This window comes from Pseudomonas sp. EA_35y_Pfl2_R5 (assembly GCF_963970805.1).
GTDB lineage: Bacteria > Pseudomonadota > Gammaproteobacteria > Pseudomonadales > Pseudomonadaceae > Aquipseudomonas.
The window spans coordinates 77536-95438 of the sequence record NZ_CAXAOW010000014.1 but is presented as its reverse complement, the minus strand read 5'-3'; the positions used below and the strand labels follow the sequence as shown (position 1 = coordinate 95438).

General features: G+C 60.7%; 14 protein-coding genes and 1 pseudogene. 9 read left to right on the top strand and 6 right to left on the bottom strand.

Annotated elements, in window-relative coordinates; translation table 11 throughout:
* Nucleotides 1-117: pseudogene (locus tag AACX99_RS18890) on the top strand (IS1595 family transposase); the annotation flags it as partial.
* A 62-nt stretch (nucleotides 118-179) separates the two neighbouring features.
* Here the strand turns inward: AACX99_RS18890 and AACX99_RS18885 are convergent.
* Nucleotides 180-1547 (bottom strand): DUF1329 domain-containing protein, encoded by a 1368-nt coding sequence (locus AACX99_RS18885; protein WP_339413971.1) that lies wholly within the window; start codon nucleotides 1545-1547, stop codon nucleotides 180-182.
* 29 nt (nucleotides 1548-1576) lie between these two features.
* Nucleotides 1577-3328 carry a DUF1302 domain-containing protein gene (locus AACX99_RS18880; protein WP_339413970.1) on the bottom strand — a complete coding sequence of 584 codons (1752 nt, stop codon included), beginning with the start codon at nucleotides 3326-3328 and terminating at the stop codon, nucleotides 1577-1579.
* Between the two features lie 571 nt (nucleotides 3329-3899).
* On the opposite strand from AACX99_RS18880, the gene gcvH reads away from it, so the two are divergent.
* The 5 genes from gcvH to gcvT all read left to right on the top strand — a co-directional run bounded on the left by gcvH (nucleotide 3900) and on the right by gcvT (nucleotide 11258).
* Nucleotides 3900-4283 carry a glycine cleavage system protein GcvH gene (gene gcvH / locus AACX99_RS18875; protein WP_090380831.1) on the top strand — a complete coding sequence of 128 codons (384 nt, stop codon included), beginning with the start codon at nucleotides 3900-3902 and terminating at the stop codon, nucleotides 4281-4283.
* A gap of 9 nt (nucleotides 4284-4292) precedes the next feature.
* On the top strand, nucleotides 4293-7145 hold the full coding sequence (gene gcvP / locus AACX99_RS18870; protein ID WP_339413969.1) for an aminomethyl-transferring glycine dehydrogenase: 2853 nt from the start codon (nucleotides 4293-4295) through the stop codon (nucleotides 7143-7145).
* Nucleotides 7146-7269: 124 nt separating this feature from the next.
* Nucleotides 7270-8523, top strand: coding sequence for a serine hydroxymethyltransferase (glyA, locus tag AACX99_RS18865; protein WP_339413967.1), 1254 nt, complete (start codon nucleotides 7270-7272; stop codon nucleotides 8521-8523).
* Nucleotides 8524-8622: 99 nt separating this feature from the next.
* The gene (locus AACX99_RS18860) at nucleotides 8623-9999 is read left to right on the top strand and encodes an L-serine ammonia-lyase (protein WP_339413966.1); all 1377 of its coding nucleotides are present in this window, start codon (nucleotides 8623-8625) and stop codon (nucleotides 9997-9999) included.
* A 137-nt stretch (nucleotides 10000-10136) separates the two neighbouring features.
* Nucleotides 10137-11258: a glycine cleavage system aminomethyltransferase GcvT gene (gene gcvT, locus AACX99_RS18855; RefSeq protein ID WP_339413965.1), complete on the top strand. Its 1122-nt coding sequence runs from the start codon at nucleotides 10137-10139 to the stop codon at nucleotides 11256-11258.
* A gap of 51 nt (nucleotides 11259-11309) precedes the next feature.
* Here the strand turns inward: gcvT and AACX99_RS18850 are convergent, their stop codons facing one another.
* Nucleotides 11310-11675, bottom strand: a complete 366-nt coding sequence (locus tag AACX99_RS18850) for a glyoxalase superfamily protein (protein WP_339413964.1) — start codon at nucleotides 11673-11675, stop codon at nucleotides 11310-11312.
* Between the two features lie 61 nt (nucleotides 11676-11736).
* The gene (locus AACX99_RS18845) at nucleotides 11737-12093 is read right to left on the bottom strand and encodes a 5-carboxymethyl-2-hydroxymuconate Delta-isomerase (protein WP_339413963.1); all 357 of its coding nucleotides are present in this window, start codon (nucleotides 12091-12093) and stop codon (nucleotides 11737-11739) included.
* A gap of 614 nt (nucleotides 12094-12707) precedes the next feature.
* Between AACX99_RS18845 and AACX99_RS18840 the strand changes: the two genes are divergently transcribed.
* On the top strand, nucleotides 12708-13961 hold the full coding sequence (locus tag AACX99_RS18840) for an OprD family porin (RefSeq protein WP_339413962.1): 1254 nt from the start codon (nucleotides 12708-12710) through the stop codon (nucleotides 13959-13961).
* A 152-nt stretch (nucleotides 13962-14113) separates the two neighbouring features.
* Here the strand turns inward: AACX99_RS18840 and AACX99_RS18835 are convergent, their stop codons facing one another.
* Entirely contained in the window at nucleotides 14114-15244 is a 1131-nt protein-coding gene (locus AACX99_RS18835; protein ID WP_339413961.1) for a M14 family metallopeptidase, read from the bottom strand.
* Between the two features lie 229 nt (nucleotides 15245-15473).
* On the opposite strand from AACX99_RS18835, the gene AACX99_RS18830 reads away from it, so the two are divergent.
* On the top strand, nucleotides 15474-16019 hold the full coding sequence (locus tag AACX99_RS18830) for a tetratricopeptide repeat protein (protein ID WP_339413960.1): 546 nt from the start codon (nucleotides 15474-15476) through the stop codon (nucleotides 16017-16019).
* Between the two features lie 25 nt (nucleotides 16020-16044).
* On the opposite strand, the gene AACX99_RS18825 is transcribed toward AACX99_RS18830, so the two are convergent.
* Entirely contained in the window at nucleotides 16045-16755 is a 711-nt protein-coding gene (locus AACX99_RS18825) for a glutathione S-transferase family protein (protein ID WP_339413958.1), read from the bottom strand.
* Nucleotides 16756-16869: 114 nt separating this feature from the next.
* Between AACX99_RS18825 and AACX99_RS18820 the strand changes: the two genes are divergently transcribed.
* Nucleotides 16870-17817, top strand: coding sequence for a helix-turn-helix transcriptional regulator (locus AACX99_RS18820; protein ID WP_339413957.1), 948 nt, complete (start codon nucleotides 16870-16872; stop codon nucleotides 17815-17817).
* Nucleotides 17818-17903 lie beyond the last annotated feature (86 nt).

The window sequence follows — 17903 nt, the reverse complement described above, 5'->3', positions numbered from 1 at the left end:
CTCCCGAACTACCTGGGCTGGCGCCGCATGCTTGAACGCTATCAGCAGCGTATTCAGCCCGTTCACTGTATCCAGGAGGCGGTTGGTCGGACCATGCAACACGTAATTGGGACATAGCCATAAAAAAGGCGGCCCGCAGGCCGCCCAATCACGGAGTAACACGATTACAAGTTTCGCGGTTAGCGCACACCGCTATTACGCAGCGCGGCTGGAGTGAAATCCGCGGCACTGGCTTTGAAGCCGAAGAGATAGGCATGTTTCTCTTCGTTTTTCATGCCCAGCGCCAGGTAACGGCCAGCCGTCAGGTCATAAAGCGCTTCAAGGGTGTAGCCTGGGGTTTTATGGTTGTAGTAGTTCTGCGCGTGCCCTTCGGCAACACGCCACAACTGACCACGACCGTCGTAGTGATCAACCAGAGCCAACTGCCAGGTGTCTTCGTCGAAGTACATATGGCGCTTGGCGTAGATATGGCGCTCACCCGATTTGAGGGTCGCCTCCACTTCCCACACTCTGTGCAATTCGTAACGAGTCAGGTCCTGATTGATATGACCGGCGCGAAGGACGTCATCGTATGTCAGCGATGGCGAGTCCAGCTTGTAGGCGTTGTAGGGGATGTACACCTCCTTCTTGCCAATCAGCTTCCAGTCATAGCGATCTGGGGCGCCGGAGAACAGGTCGAAGTTATCCGCGGTGCGCATACCATCTGCGGCGGTACCTGGCCCGTCATAAGCCACCTGCGGCGCACGACGAACACGGCGCTGACCAGCGTTGTAGATCCACGCCAGACGAGGCTCTTTCACCTGATCAATGGTTTCGTGCACCAGCAGTACGTTACCGGCCAGACGCGATGGCGCAGTAACCCGCTGCTTGAAATACAGCAGCACGTTGGCCGACTTGGCCGGGTCGATATCGGGCATGTCCGACGGCACGGCGACCTCGTCAGCGAACTTAACAATGCTGAATGAGCCATTGGTCTGCGGCGTGGCCTGCGCAATCAGGCGCTGGACGTTGCCACCACGGTAGCGGGTGATGTGGTTCCAGATAACCTCGACACCGGTTTTCGGGATCGGGAAGGCGTAGTAACGGCTATCGCCGAAGTTCTGCAGGCCGTTGCCGCCATCAATGGTGGTGGTATTCAGCGCGCTTTTTTTGGCTGCGGCATAAACAGCATCCGGCACTGCAGCGGTGCGATGGGTCGGATACACCGGAATTTTATAATCGGCGTAGCGCTGCAGCATCGCCAGCTGCCCAGGCGAGAGCTTGTCCTGATACTGCGCCGCATTGGCAGCGGTAATGGTGAACAGGGGTTGCTCACTGGCAAATGGGTCAGCGAGGAAACCCTTGCCATCTACTGCACCGGCGTCAGTCGCCAGGCCACCGGTCCAGGCGGGAATGCTGCCATCAGCATTACCGGCCATCTCCGCGCCCAGCGGCGTCAGACTGGTGCCCAGCTGAGCTGCTTCTTGCTCAGAGACTGCGGCCATCACGCTGCTGGCTAACAAAGTCAGCACCAGCGCACCAGCTTGCAGGATTCTTGTATTTTTCATGGTGTACGGATCCTTTTGCACTGCGTTGATCAGAAGTTCACACCAAAGCTCAGGGCAACAAAGTCACGGTCGACGTTGGTGTTGTAATCACCACCAAAGAAGTCGGTGTAACTGAGGCTGGCGTTATAGGTGTTCTGGTAGTCAGCGTTCAGGCCCAGGCTCACCGCCTTACTGCCCTCGCTGAAGTTGGGGCCATAACCATCGACGTCATGCGACCAGGCAATGCTCGGCGTCAGGTTGACCCCGGCGAAAACGTTGCTGTACTCGGCGCTGGCCCGTAGGCGGTAGCCCCAGGAGCTGCTGGTGAAAAAACCATCGTCATTACACTGATCAGGGTTGGCAGCGTTCACCCCTAAAGTACAGGTCGTATTGGGGTTGAGCTGACCAATGCCATAGACCGGATCGCGACCGAAGCGCAGTTCACCGACATCATCACTGATACCACTGACATGGTTGTAACCCACCTCACCCAGCAGGGTCAGGCGACTGGCCCCCAGCACCCGGTCAAAAAACTGCACCGCCGTAACTTGCGCCTGGGTCACCGGCTTGCGCACGTAACCGGATACTTCCTCGCCCACGGCGTTTAAACCATGGCCACTGGTAAATACCGGCGAAAAACCCTGCCGAAGGGATGCAAAGGTCATGTCAGTGGAGTTGATGCCAATTGGCATATTTGGTCGGTAACTGAGTTCACCCGACAACGCCGTGCCTTCGATATTGGTCTGGAAACTTACGCCATAGAGGCGAATATCCTCCGGGTACTCCAGAAAGTAGCGGGCAGCCTGCGGCGCTCCAGTCCCAACAATGATGCTGCCGCTCGGGGTGCGGCTGTGGTAATTCATCGCGTACAGGCCGAACTCAGTGTCATTCAACGACTCGGCAAACCAGCGCAAGGCAACGCCGAACTGACCGCTGTCACGAGCATCACGGTCACCCGCGCGTGGAATGAAGACGGGGTTGCCCGGCGCACCAGTGTTGTTTGACGCGTCCGGCGCGACATCGGCCCCCGCTACAACCAGGCGGTCATTACAGCCATCGGCGGCTGTGTCGCTGGGCGCAAAGAACGTTCCGCAGTTATCGATAACAGTCTGATCCCACTCCAGCTGGTAGAACGCCTCCATGCTGATGGTGTCGGTCAAGCTCTGCGAGACATAGAGCATGTTGACCGGAATCAACCCCTCCTTGATCTCCGCGCCAGGCCGGCGGAACGCTGCCGCATCCACTGGGTTGATCGAGTTGATCGAGTTACCAATAAAGGTACTTTCACCCCAGCTGACCACTTGCTTACCCACCCGCACACTGCCCGGCATGCTGCCCAGGCTGTAGTTGTGATAGATGAAGGCATCGAGAATTTCGGCACCGGAGGCCTGTGCCGCTGTTTTGCGGTTGTGGTCATCGATGTCATACAGCAGACGGCTTTCGTCCTTGGTCTCGAAGTCGTACCAATACTTACCGCGAACAAACACGCCGGTATCGCCGTACTTCAATTCAAGGTCGTGAATACCTTTGAATATCTTCGAAAAGGTTTCACCTTTTTTGAAGTTCAAGCGTCCGTCATCGTTGGTTTGAGAAGATGCCTTACCACCGTTGCGCGTGCCGATAAAGTCAGGATCGGCCCCACGCACGCTCCAACTTGCCCCCACAGAAAGCGATGAATCGAACTGCGCTTCGACCTCACCAATATTGAACGTAATAGCCTGGACAGGCCCTACACAACCGACAGCGATGGCTATTGCCAAGATGCTGGGCTGGAAGATGGCATGTCTTGTTGTTGTTCTCATGCGGCTCTCCTAGAAAGCGGGTTTCGTGTTGAGCCTCCACGCTACCCAGGCACCAGATCCTGGATAAGCGCCCGAAAGAGGTATTTGCCTTGTCAGCCGAAAGAGTGAACGCGCCTCTAAAAAGCCGCTCTGCGCCCGACCCATGAGCCATTTCAATAGAGCTTTATAGGGTGGGTGAATGGCCCTGCCGGCTCTGCGCCAAAATTGGTCATTGCCGGCGCGACGGCGCAGGCCGCATTACAGCGCCAGCGCCGTGGCTGACAGTGAAGCGAAACGAGCCACTGTATCGAATTAAGTACATCGTAATGAAAGCGACACAAAGCGTTCAGCCCACGACGCCAGAGCTTTAGCGCTGTGCTTTGCGTATGAATCGATCGCGCGTGTATCTATATCGATACACGCTTTACAAAAGCAAACTTACAACAACTAACTAAGTCATTGTTTTTGTTGATAAAAATAACAATGGCACCTACCTTGCTAAGGTCTTTTCACCTTCCGCTCGTGCCCGCCACGAGCATCCAGCACATCGCCCCCAGTAGAAAGGGCGAGTCACCACCCTTGAGGAGTTCACATGAGCGAATTGCGTTTTACCGTTGAGCACGAATGGCTGCGTCAGGATGCCGATGGTCTGGTTACCGTGGGCATCACTGCCTATGCCCAGGAGGCCCTGGGTGACGTGGTATTCGTGCAGCTGCCGGAAGCCCAGAGCTACGCTGAAGGCGCTGAAGTTGCCGTGCTGGAATCGGTGAAAGCTGCAAGCAATATCGCCATGCCGCTGGACGGAGAGGTGGTTGAGGTCAATGGCGAGCTAGAATCCAGCCCTGAGCTGGTCAACGAAGATCCCCTGGGCAAGGGTTGGTTCTTCCGTTTCCGTCCGGCCAATGCCAGCGCGGTAGCCGACCTGCTCGACCAGGCCGCCTACGAGCGCCTACTCAACGCCAATGCTGACGCCTGAGAGATTGCAATGACCAAGTTGACCACCCAGAACGAATTTGTCGCCCGGCATATCGGCCCGCGTGACGCCGATACTGCGGCCATGCTCGAACTGCTCGGCTACGCCAGCATCGACGCACTGACCGACAACGTGATTCCCGAGAGCATCAAGGGCACCAGCGTGCTGGGCGCGCTGCCGGGCCTGTCGGAAGCCGACGCCCTGGCCAAGATCAAAGCCATCGCGGGTAAAAACCAGCAATTCAAAACCTATATCGGTCAGGGCTACCACGGCACCCACACGCCGAGCCCGATCCTGCGCAACCTGCTGGAAAATCCGGCCTGGTACACCGCCTACACCCCCTACCAGCCGGAAATCTCCCAGGGTCGTCTGGAGTCCTTGCTGAACTTCCAGACCTTGATCAGCGACCTCACCGGTATGCAGATCGCCAACGCCTCGCTGCTGGATGAAGCCACCGCCGCTGCCGAGGCCATGACCTTCTGCAAGCGTCTGTCGAAGAACAAAGCCAGCAATGCCTTCTTCGCCTCCCAGCATTGCCACCCGCAGACCCTCGACGTGCTGCGCACCCGCGCCGAACCGCTGGGTATTGACGTGGTGGTCGGCGACGAAGCCAGCATCACCGATGCCAGCGCCTACTTTGGCGCCCTGCTGCAGTACCCGGCGAGCAATGGCGACATCTTCGATTACCGCGAACTGGTTGAGCGCTTCCACGCCGCCAATGCCCTGGTCGCCGTGGCCGCTGACCTGCTGGCCCTGACCCTGCTCACCCCACCGGGTGAGTTCGGTGCCGACGTGGCCCTGGGCAGCGCCCAGCGTTTTGGTGTGCCGCTGGGCTTCGGTGGCCCACACGCCGCCTACTTCGCCACCCGCGACGCGTTCAAGCGCGACATGCCGGGCCGCCTGGTCGGCATGTCGATCGACCGTTTCGGCAAGCCGGCTCTGCGCCTGGCCATGCAGACCCGCGAGCAGCATATCCGCCGCGAGAAGGCCACCAGTAACATCTGTACCGCCCAGGTACTGTTGGCCAACATCGCCAGCATGTACGCCGTGTATCACGGCCCAGCCGGCCTGACCCAGATCGCCCAGCGCACCCACCAGTTCACCGCGATCCTGGCCAAGGGCCTGCGCGCACTGGGTTACAGCGTCGAGCAGGAATTCTTCTTCGACACCCTGACCCTGGCCACTGGCGACAAGACCGCGGCCCTGCACGCCGCTGCGCGCAAGGCAGGGATCAACCTGCGGGAAATCGATGGCGAGCGCCTGGGTCTGTCCCTGGATGAAACCACCGATCAGGCTGCCATCGAGGCACTGTTGGCGGTATTCGCCGAAGGCAAGGCTGTGCCGGCCTTCGCCGAACTGGCTGCCGATGTAATCGCCCAGCTGCCGAAAGGCCTGTTGCGCGAATCGGAAATCCTCAGCCATCCAGTATTCAATCGCTACCACAGCGAAACCGAATTGATGCGCTACCTGCGCAAGCTGGCCGACAAGGACCTGGCGCTGGACCGCAGCATGATCCCGCTGGGCTCCTGCACCATGAAGCTCAACGCCGCCAGCGAAATGATCCCGGTGACCTGGGCCGAGTTCGGCAACCTGCACCCCTTCGCCCCGGTCGAGCAAAGCCAGGGCTACCAGCAGTTGACCACCGAACTGGAAGCCATGCTCTGCGCGGCCACCGGTTACGACGGCATCTCCCTGCAGCCGAACGCCGGCTCCCAGGGCGAGTACGCCGGCCTGATGGCCATCCGCGCCTACCACCACAGCCGCGGCGATGATCAGCGCGACATCTGCCTGATCCCGCAGTCGGCCCACGGCACCAACCCGGCCACCGCCAGCATGGTCGGTATGCGCGTAGTGGTCACCGCCTGCGACAGCAGCGGTAACGTCGACATCGCTGACCTCAAGGCCAAGGCCGAAGAGCACAAGGATCGTTTGGCCGCGATCATGATCACCTACCCGTCGACCCACGGCGTGTTCGAGGAAGGCATCCGCGAGATCGCCCAGATCGTCCACGACAACGGCGGTCAGGTGTATATCGACGGTGCCAACATGAACGCCATGGTCGGCCTCTGCGCCCCGGGCAAGTTCGGCGGCGACGTCTCCCACCTGAACCTGCACAAGACCTTCTGCATTCCGCACGGCGGTGGCGGCCCAGGCGTCGGCCCGATTGGCGTCAAGGAACACCTGATTCCGTTCCTGCCCGGTCACGGCCATATGGCCCGTAAAGAAGGTGCGGTCAGCGCCGCGCCGTTCGGTAGCGCCAGCATCCTGCCGATCACTTGGATGTACATCAGCATGATGGGTGGCGAAGGTCTCAAGCGTGCATCGCAGATGGCCATCCTTAATGCCAACTACATCGCCCGTCGCCTGGAAGAGCACTACCCCGTGCTGTATTCGGGCAGCAACGGCCTGGTAGCGCATGAGTGCATTCTGGATATCCGCCCGATCAAGGACAGCAGCGGCATCAGCGTTGACGACGTGGCCAAGCGCCTGATCGACTTCGGCTTCCATGCCCCGACCATGTCCTTCCCGGTGGCCGGCACCCTGATGATCGAGCCGACCGAGAGCGAGTCCAAGGAAGAACTGGACCGTTTCTGCGACGCCATGATCGCCATCCGCAACGAGATTCGTGCGGTGGAAGCTGGCCAGTTGGATGCCAACGACAACCCGCTGAAAAACGCTCCACACACTGCCCTGGAACTGACCGGCGAGTGGACTCACGGCTACAGCCGCGAGCAGGCCGTGTACCCAGTGGCCAGCCTGATCGAGGCCAAGTACTGGCCGCCGGTCGGCCGCGTGGACAACGTGTTTGGCGACCGCAACCTGATCTGCGCCTGCCCGTCCATCGAGGCGTACCAGGACGCGTGATGAACCTCCCCTCTCCCCAAGGGGAGAGGGAATGGTTCGGCGTTTAGCTTCCCCCCAATTTTCAACTCACCCCTACCCGGGGCGGGTCAGTTGCATCCCGAAGAACAATAACGAGGGCCTCACCATGTTTAGCAAGCACGACCAACTGCAAGGCTACGATGATGCCCTGCTCGCCGCGATCAACGCCGAAGAGCAGCGCCAGGAAGACCATATCGAGCTGATTGCCTCGGAAAACTATTGCAGCCAGCGCGTGATGCAGGCCCAGGGCAGCGGCCTGACCAACAAGTACGCCGAAGGCTATCCAGGCAAGCGCTACTACGGCGGCTGTGAGCATGTCGACAAGGTCGAGGCCCTGGCCATCGAGCGCGCCAAGCAGCTGTTCGGCGCCGACTACGCCAACGTCCAACCGCACTCCGGTTCCTCGGCCAACAGCGCGGTGTACCTGGCCCTGCTGAATGCCGGCGACACCATCCTGGGCATGAGCCTGGCCCACGGCGGCCACCTGACCCACGGCGCCAAGGTGTCGTCCTCTGGCAAGTTGTACAACGCGGTGCAGTACGGCATCGACGAGCAAGGCCTGATTGATTACGCCGAGGTCGAGCGCCTGGCCGTCGAACATAAGCCGAAGATGATCGTCGCCGGCTTCTCCGCTTATTCGCGCACCCTGGACTTCGCCCGCTTTCGCGCCATCGCCGACCAGGTTGGCGCACTGCTGTTTGTCGACATGGCCCACGTCGCCGGCCTGGTCGCCGCCGGCCTGTACCCCAACCCGATTCCCTTTGCCGATGTGGTCACCACCACTACCCATAAGACCCTGCGCGGCCCGCGCGGCGGCTTGATTCTGGCCAAGGCTAATGAAGCCATCGAGAAAAAGCTCAACTCCGCCGTTTTCCCTGGCAGCCAGGGCGGCCCGCTGATGCATGTGCTCGCCGCCAAGGCCGTGTGCTTCAAGGAGGCGCTGGAGCCTGGCTTCAAGGCCTACCAGCAGCAGGTGATCGACAATGCCCAGGCGATGGCCGAAGTGTTTGTGCAGCGCGGCTATGACGTAGTCTCCGGCGGCACCGACAACCACCTGATGCTGGTCAGCCTGATCAAGCAGGGCCTCACCGGCAAGGCCGCCGATGCCGCCCTCGGCGCAGCGCATATCACGGTGAACAAGAACGCCGTGCCCAACGATCCGCAGTCGCCGTTTGTCACTTCCGGCATCCGCATCGGCACCCCAGCCGTCACCACCCGCGGCTTCAAGCAGGGCGAGTGCCGCACCCTGGCCGGCTGGATCTGCGACATCCTCGACGACTTGGAAAACCCGACGGTAATTGAGCGCGTTCGTGGTCAGGTTGCGAACCTATGCGCCAGCTTCCCGGTCTACGCTGACTAGAGCGGTACGCAGTTTTTGCCACTCGCGGCGCGGTTATCCAGCGCGCCGCATCAACGCTGCCCCACAAGGGCGGCAGCAAAACACGCAGTCGGAGCAAGCATGTCACTAAGCGTTTTTGACCTTTTCAAGATCGGCATCGGTCCGTCCAGCTCGCACACAGTCGGCCCAATGCTGGCCGCCCTGCGCTTTGCCGAAGGCCTGCGCCGCGATGATCTTTTGACCACCACAGATAGCATCAAGGTCGAGCTGTACGGCTCCCTCGGTGCTACCGGCAAGGGCCATGGCAGCGACAAAGCCGTGCTACTCGGCCTGGAAGGCGAACAGCCGGACAGCGTCGACACCAGCAATGTCGATACCCGTCTCGCAGCAATCCGCAGCAGCGGCGAACTCAAACTGCTCGGCGAGAAAGCCATTCGCTTTGCTGAAAAACAGCACCTGGCGATGATTCGCAAGCCGCTGCCTTACCACCCCAACGGCATGATCTTCCGCGCCTTCGACGCCGCCGGCTTGCAGATCCGCTCGCGCGAGTACTACTCGGTTGGCGGCGGTTTTGTGGTCGATGAACAAGCCGCCGGCGCCGACCGCATCGTCGAAGACACCACCCCGTTGCAGTACCCCTTTACCACCGGCAAGCAACTGCTGGCCCACTGCGCCGAGCACAACCTGTCGATCAGCCAGGTGATGCTGGCCAACGAAGCGGCCTGGCGACCGGAAGCGGAAACCCGCGCGCGCCTGCTGCAGATCTGGCAGGTGATGCAGGATTGCGTCGAAGCCGGCTGTCGCAACGAGGGCATCATGCCGGGCGGGCTCAAGGTCAAACGCCGCGCCGCCGCCCTGCACCGCCAGCTGTGTAAACACCCGGAAGCCAGTCTGCGCGATGCCTTGAGTGTGCTCGACTGGGTAAACCTCTACGCCCTGGCGGTGAACGAGGAAAACGCCAGCGGCGGCCGCGTAGTCACCGCACCGACCAATGGCGCGGCCGGCATCGTGCCGGCGGTGCTGCATTACTACAGCCGTTTTATCCCCAGCTCCAACGACGACGGCGTGGTGCGCTTTCTGCTCACCGCCGCCGCCATCGGCATCCTCTATAAGGAAAACGCCTCGATCTCCGGCGCCGAAGTCGGCTGCCAGGGTGAGGTCGGCGTGGCTTGCTCGATGGCCGCCGGTGCCTTGTGCGAAGTGCTCGGTGGCAGCGTCAACCAGGTGGAGAACGCCGCCGAGATCGGCATGGAACACAACCTCGGCCTGACCTGCGACCCCATTGGCGGCCTGGTCCAGGTGCCGTGCATCGAGCGCAACGCCATGGGCTCGGTGAAGGCGATTAACGCCGCGCGCATGGCCCTGCGCGGCGACGGCCAGCACTTCGTCTCGCTGGATAAAGTGATCCGCACCATGCGCCAGACCGGTGCCGATATGAACAACAAATACAAGGAAACCGCCCGCGGCGGTTTGGCTGTAAATATTGTCGAGTGCTAAAGCCAACACCCCTGTAGGAGCGGTGTGACGCCTAGTCCCGTGCCCGCGAAAATTGCTGCAGAAAAGCATCGCGGGCATGGCCCGCTCCTACCTTGAATCTCTATCCGTCATACAGACACTTAGCTTTGGAGAACCGCATGACCACTGAAACCCTGGCGAAAACCCCGCTACACGCCCTGCATCTCGAACTGGGCGCGCGCATGGTGCCGTTCGCCGGCTACGACATGCCGGTGCAGTACCCGCTCGGGGTGATGAAGGAACACCTGCACACCCGTGAAGCCGCCGGCCTGTTCGACGTCTCGCACATGGGCCAGATCATTCTGCGCGGCCCGCAGGCGGCGCAGGCCCTGGAGCGCCTGGTGCCGGTGGACATCATCGACCTGCCCGTGGGCATGCAGCGCTACGCCATGTTTACCGATGACCAGGGCGGCATCCTCGACGACCTGATGGTCGCCAACCTGGGTAACGACACCCTGTTCCTGGTGGTCAACGCAGCCTGCAAGCACCAGGACCTGATGCACCTGCAACTGCAGATCGCCAGCCAGTGCCAGATCGAAGCTTGTTTCGATCGCGCCCTGCTCGCCCTGCAAGGGCCGAAAGCGGTCGATGTACTCGCCCGCCTGGCACCTGAAGTGGCCAAGATGACCTTTATGCAATTCGCCCCCGTGCGCCTGCTGGGTGTTGACTGCTACGTCAGCCGCTCCGGCTACACCGGCGAAGACGGCTTCGAAATCTCAGTGCCGGCCGCCCACGCCGAAACCCTGGCTCGCAGCCTGCTGGCCGAACCGGAAGTGGCCGCCATCGGCCTTGGCGCGCGCGACTCGCTGCGCCTGGAAGCCGGTCTGTGCCTGTACGGCCACGACATGAGCACCAGCACCACACCGATCGAAGCCAGCCTGCTGTGGGCCATGTCCAAGCCGCGCCGCGCCGATGGCGCACGCGCTGGCGGTTTCCCCGGTGCGGCGCGGATCTTCGCTCAGCAGCAGGAAGGCGTGGCCAGCAAGCGCGTCGGCTTGCTGCCGCAGGAGCGTGTACCTGTGCGTGAAGGCGCGGAAATCGTCGATGCCGACGGCAATGTGATCGGCACTGTATGCAGCGGTGGCTTCGGCCCGACGCTGGCTGCGCCGGTAGCCATGGGTTATCTGCAAAACAGCCATATCGCCCTGGATACCGAGGTATGGGCCATGGTGCGCGGCAAGCGCGTGGCGATGAAAGTAGCCAAGACCCCGTTTGTGCCGCAGCGCTACTACCGCGGTTAACCACTGGATCTGCAGCACCGCCCGCCAGGCCGGTGCTGCTGGCGCTCAACGCTATGCAGCATTGATATCGGTAAAGATCAGCCGATTGCCAAACGGATCGGTCACAGCCATATCACGCCCCCAAGGCTGGTTGGTGATACCCGGCCGCGCATTGCCATACGCCCGCGCCGTCAGCTCGGCGTGCAGGGCATCCAGATCATCGACACTGATACGCAGCGCAGCGCCAGGGCAGCAATCGCCGTGGTGTTCGGACAGATGCAGCACACACCCCGCCCTGGACACTTGCAGATAGAGCGGTAAGCCCGCCTCGAAGCGATGCGCCCAGTCCTCGCAAAAACCCAGAAACTCGCAATAGAAGGCCCGCGCCTTGGCTTCATCGAAGCTGCGCAGAATGGGAATCGGAGCCGCCAGCTGCATAGACACCTCTGCCTGATTATCTGTCGGCACTCTATTTCAGCCCTAGGCGTATGTCACCGGCTCAGTCCGGCAGCAGACAATTGCGCTTGTTGCTGAAGACCTCTCGGTCGATGTCACGCACGTCCAGCGACACGGCATTAACGCTTGGCAAACGCTCGACCAGCGCCCGCACGATCTGCCGCGAGAGCAGGCGCTTCTGCTCATCGGTGCGCCCGGCGAGGATGTAGAAAATCAGGTGAACAAAATCTTCCTGGCGACCGCCCACGCTGAAATGCTCATACAGACTTAGGCGCAGTTTGACCTCGCCCGGCTGGAACAACTGGGTAGCAGTCGCAGCATCCTCGACGACGCCAAGCAGTTCGGACGGAGTGATCAAACGCGTGAGGGTAAGCGAGCCTTCAACCAAGCAATGCGGCATGTTCGTCTCCAATGGCTGGACCCGGGCGGCAGTAATCCAACCGGGGAAAATTGTCATACGTTATCGCACAACCAAGTTATCCGAAATATCCAGCGTGGTATCGACAGCAGGTGACTGAACGTGGCCATAGCCTGTTAATACATAACGTTTAGGCCGATTTACAAGCCCATGCAGGCCTTAAAAACAAAGGAATTAACCTGTTACCCCGCCTCTCTCTGGATGGCTACACGGCAGCTAGCCCATACAACTTTGGTCTGGCATGCGTTGACAAACCCGGCAGAGGCTGTCGATAATCCGATCAATGTTGTATGACAACATACAACAAATCATAAAAACAAAAATAAAGGTCCCGTCATGACGATTGTCGCGCTCGCCACATCGCTCACCCTGTGCCCTGCCACAGCACGCAACGCCACGCCGCTCTATCGACCGAGCCGCCGGCAACTCGCGTATCGCCCTACTGAATTCGCCGACGGCTAAGCCTGAAGCAGAGGCGCACCCCGACCGAGGGTGCGTTTGTCGCCCTGGCATGGGGCAACTCACTCGTTCCTTTCGCCGCTGGCAACTCAGGCCGGCAAGGGAACGGCTTGTTCAAAAATGGGAGCACAACAACAATGACTGCACGCAATGCCCTCTCGCTCGCCCTGCTCACCACTGCAGGCAGCATGGCCCTCGCTCTGCCACTCAGCAGCCAGGCTGCCGGTTTTATCGACGACGCCAAGGTCAACATTGGCCTGCGCAACTACTACTTCAACCGTAACTTCCTCAACCACACCGGGGCGAATGACCAGGGTCAGGCCGCCGAGTGGGCGCAGAGCATGATCATCGATGTACGCTCTGGCTTTACCCAAGGCACCGTAGGTTTTGGCCTGGACGCGCTGGTTCTTGGCGCGATCAAGCTCGACAGCGGCGGCGGCTCTACTGGCAGCGGCTTGCTGTCGACCGACCGCAGCGATGGCGAGTCGGCCGATAGCTACGGGCGCATTGCCGTTGCAGCTAAAGCCAAGCTGTCAAAAACCGAACTGAAAGTCGGCGAGTGGTTTGCCGTGCTGCCTATCCTCCGCGCGGACGACGGTCGTGCCCTGCCGCAAACCTTCCAGGGTGCACAGCTCACCTCCAACGAAATCGACGGCCTGAGCCTGTACGGCGGTCAATTCTGGAAGAACAGCCAGCGTAACAATGCCAGCCGTGAAGAAATGAGCTACAGCGGTATCGAAGGCGATGATTTCAACTTCGCGGGCGGTGAGTACAAATTCAACGCCAACAACACCCTGGTTGGCGTCTGGCACGCCCGCCTGGAGGACGTTTACCAGCAGAGCTACGTGCAACTGACCCACAGCCAACCGGTCGGCGACTGGGTGCTGAGCACCAACCTAGGCTACGTCGACGGCAAGGATGAAGGTGCGGCCAAGGCCGGCAAGCTGGACAACAAGGTCTACCAGGGCAGCCTTACCGCCAAGACCGGCAACAACGCTTTCACCCTGGCCTACCAGCACCTGGACGGCGACACCAAGTTTATGCGTATCGACGGCGCCAGCGGCGGCACGCTGGTCAACGACGGGTTCACCAACTCCTACGACAACCCCGAAGAGCGCTCCTGGCAGGTGCGTCACGACTACAACTTCGCCGGCCTTGGTGTGCCGGGTCTGACGCTGATGAACCGCTATGTCAGCGGTGACAACATCAAAGCAGCGGGCCGCGATGACGCCGAAGAATGGGGCCGTGAATCCGAGCTGGCCTATACCGTGCAGAGCGGTGCGCTGAAAAACCTCAACGTGAAATGGCGTAACTCCAGCGTCCGTCGTGACGTTGGCCAGGATATTCACGAAAACCGGCTGATCTTCAACTACCCGCTGTCCCTGCTGTAAATCCACCGCTCCATCGGCATCGATTACTCCTCGTGTGTGAAACCTTCAGCCCGTCCTTGCGACGGGCTTTTTTATGTCCTGCTATCCATGGCACCCACCCTGCGGGCCGTCGCTACGCGACGTTAAAAATAGCCCTCGGTGATTTCTATGCCTTAGCGCAAATCGTCGACCATCGCCGCAACAACGCTAAGCACATCCTTGCCCAACTGCATCGAGCGCTCGCCGTTCCAGCCCGTGTGCGGGTTGGGGTTGTCGTCGTGATCCTTGAACGGCATTTCGATGGTAAAGGCCAGGCAATCGAACTCCATGCCGACAGCGTTGCAGGCCAGGCTGGTGTTGGCTTGGCCGAACTGATCGGGGGTGTAGCCGAAGGTGGTCTGGAATTCGGCGCCGTTATCGATCAGCAACCGCTTGAACTGGTTTTCCAGACGTTCCAGGCGCGGGCTGTAACTCGGATTGCCTTCGCAACCGGCGGCAAACACATGAGGGATTTCCTCATCACCGTGGATATCCAGAAACAGATCGACGCCCACCGCGCGCATCTGCTGCTGGACGAAAAACACCTCGGGGCTGTCCGCCTCACTGGCTGATTGCCAGGCGCGGTTGAGGTCGCGCCCGGCGGCGTTGGTGCGCAGATGCCCCCGGAAGGCGCCGTCCGGGTTCATATTCGGCACTAGGTACAGGTCGGCCGTATCCAGCAGGTCATTTAGCTCAGCATCGTCGCGTAGTTGCAGGCGCTCAAGTAGACCTTGCATAAACCACTCGGCCATATGCTCGCCGGGATGCTGCTGGGCAATCAGCCAGATCTTGCGCTGCGCCTGTGGGTTGCGGCTGATGCGCAGCAACTCGATGGGCCGACCTTCTATGCTCTTGCCCGTGGCAAACAATTCAGCACCGGCCAAACGCTGCGCATCCTCAATCAACTGGCTATGGCGCTCGCGGCTGTAAGGCTCGAAATAGGCGAACCAGACCTGCTCGTCCTGCGGCTCGATGTCGAACTTCAGTGCGCCTTCTTCAAAGCGGCTCGGCACCCGAAACCAGTTGAACTGATCGTAAGAGGCCACAGCGTGATAACCGCTCCAGGCATCCTTGTAAGACGACTGCCCGGCGTTGCTCAGGCTAAAGCCATAGCGCTGCCCAGGCTGCAAGCCTTCAACCTTGAAATGGAACCACTGGAAATGTCCGCTGTTGAGATCCGGACGAATCGCCAGCACCACTTGCTGCGGGTTGCTGGCGTCGATGACCTCGATATTGCCGCTGTCGAAGTTGGAGCTGATCTGCATGGATACCTCGGAGGCTTGGATGCACGAAAAGACACGAATATGACCAAGAATCGCAGCTCTGGTGCATGGGCGAAACGCTGCAGGCGACAAACTGATATGGATTGTGCAACCTGCAACACAACCGATCACCCGAGCGCCGCGCAACTTGCGTGCGAGCCTGCAGTCTGGTGTTTACCTGCCACAGGTTCAACTCAAGTGCCAAGGCAATATCAAAGGAGCAGCCATCCGTATGAACATTGCGCCATTACGCCAACGCCCACTGTTGTTACTGCTCTGCGCCGGCCTGTTGCTGGGCGGTTGCGCCAGCCAGCCGGAACATAGCCAGACCGAACAGCCCACCCTGGAAGCTGATGCCCCCAGCGAAAACCGTGCTGCCGAGGCCAACCTGCGCAGCCAGGCCAATCGCGGCGACCTCGACAGCCAGTTCCAGCTCGGCAGCCTGTACTTCGTCGGCAAGCCTAATAAGGACCTCAAACAGGCCGAATACTGGTGGAAGCTCGCCGCCGACAAAGGCCACGCCATGGCCGCTGTCAGCCTGGCCTACCTGTATACCGGCCGCGACAACCCGGATTTCAACAACCCGCCGCTGATGCTCAAGTACCTCAACCAGTCCGCCGCCGGCGGCAACCCGATGGCCCAGCACATCCTCGGCAACCTCTACCTGCGCGGCGAACAAGGCGTACCACTGGACGCCAACCAGGCCCGACGCCTGTTTACCAGCGCCTGCCAGCAGAACTACAGCGCCAGTTGCGAAGCGCTAAAAACACTGCCTTGATACCCACGGCCCGAAGCGTTTCGCGTCAATCAGTCGGCAGGCGCGAACGCAGATGCTCCAGGCTGACATGCCCCTGAAATGTGCCGCTTCCTGTGACCGCGTCGCCCTGCTCGATGGCGCTGGCAAAGCGCACCGCAGCGTCGCTACCCAACCGGTCCAGATAACGCGCTAGGTTCGGGTAATCCGCAGGCAGGTCGAACAACTGGTGATAGCTCACCCAGCGCGCTACTCCCGCCAGATAGGCATCGGCCAGGCTGCGCTGCTCGCCGAGCAGCCACGGCCGCTCAGACAGCAGTTGGCTCAGATAGCGACAGGCGTTGCTGACCTGTTCGCGGCCGACGGCTTGCAAAAGGTCACGTTGATCCGCGCTCAGCTCGGCCTTCTCATAGGCGATCCATAGGGGACTGAAGGCGCTGAAAAAATCAGTCACCAGATAGGACAGCATCTGATTGAGCTGGTCGAACGCCGCACTGCCCTGCCGCGGACCGAGACCATCCGCAGCTGAACGAGCGGCCACGTGCAGCAAAATGGCCAGGCTTTCATTGACCACTGCACCGTTCTCGGTCAGCAGCGACGGGGTCTGATACAGCGCATTGATCTGGCCGTACAACGGGTCCCAGGGTTGCTCGAGCATCTCGATACGGCAGAGCTGGTAGGGCTGGCCCAACCATTCCAGAGCCACGATAGAGCCGAACGAGCAGCCCTGGGGAACGCCATAAAATAGAACCGGGTACATAGCTTGTCTCCTTGACGGGGGCTTGCCGCAGCGCCTTTCGCTGCGGCGTTAAACACAAGCTAATGGACTAATAGGCTATATTCCGCCCTATTAAAAAACCGAATTCAATTTTTTATGAGCAACCCCACCACCCGCGTGCTGGCCCTACTGGAGCTGCTGCAAAGCCAGGGGCAGATCAGTGGTCGCGAACTGGCGCAGCGCCTGGAGGTCGATGGCCGCACCCTGCGCCGCTATATCAGCAGCCTGGAAGAACTCGGCATCCCGCTGACCACCGAGCGCGGCCGTCACGGCGGTTATCGGCTGGTCGCCGGCTTCAAGCTGCCACCGATGATGTTCAGCCCCGACGAGGCCCAGGCCATTGCCCTCGGCCTGCTCGCGGCGCGCAGCCTGGGCCTGAGTGACAGCGCACCGGCGCTGGCCAGCGCCCAGGCCAAGCTAGAACGGGTGATGCCGGTTGCCCTTAAGCAGCGGGTTCGCGCCCTCGGCGAAAGCGCGACCCTGGATATACCGCGCAGCCGTGACGAAACCGACCATCAGCTACTGGACGCACTGGCTTTCGCCGCGCAAGCCAGGTTGCGGGTACGCCTCACTTACGAGACAGCGAACCAGGCCAGTAGCGAACGCGAAGTCGACCCCTATGGCCTGGTTTACCGTTGGGGGCTCTGGTACCTGAGCGGGTTCTGTCATCTACGTGGCGACCTGCGCTCGTTTCGTCTGTCGCGCATTCAAGACCTGCAGCCCATGGACATCCCCTTCGAGCGCCCCGCGGACTTCGATGCCGCACAGCACCTGAGTGCCAGCATCGCCAACCTGCCGCGCAGCTATCCGCTGGAAATCCAGCTGCTGACCGATCTACACAGCGCAACCCTGGAGCTGGGTGGCAATGCCGGCATGCTGGTGCCCAATGCCCAGGGCGTACGACTGGTCAGTAGTACCGACAGCCTGACCTGGTTTTCCCGCCAACTGGCGCGCCTGCCATTCGATTTCAGGGTGATCAGCCCGCCCGAACTGAATGCCGCGCTGCACGCCCAGGGACAACGCCTGCTGCGCCTGAGTCAGTAAGGCGTGGTAAAGAGGAATTACCCAGCGCGCTTGTGGCGCGCCGGTCACGCTAGGAGGTGGGGGTAAAACACCCCGCCGCTTGTGGC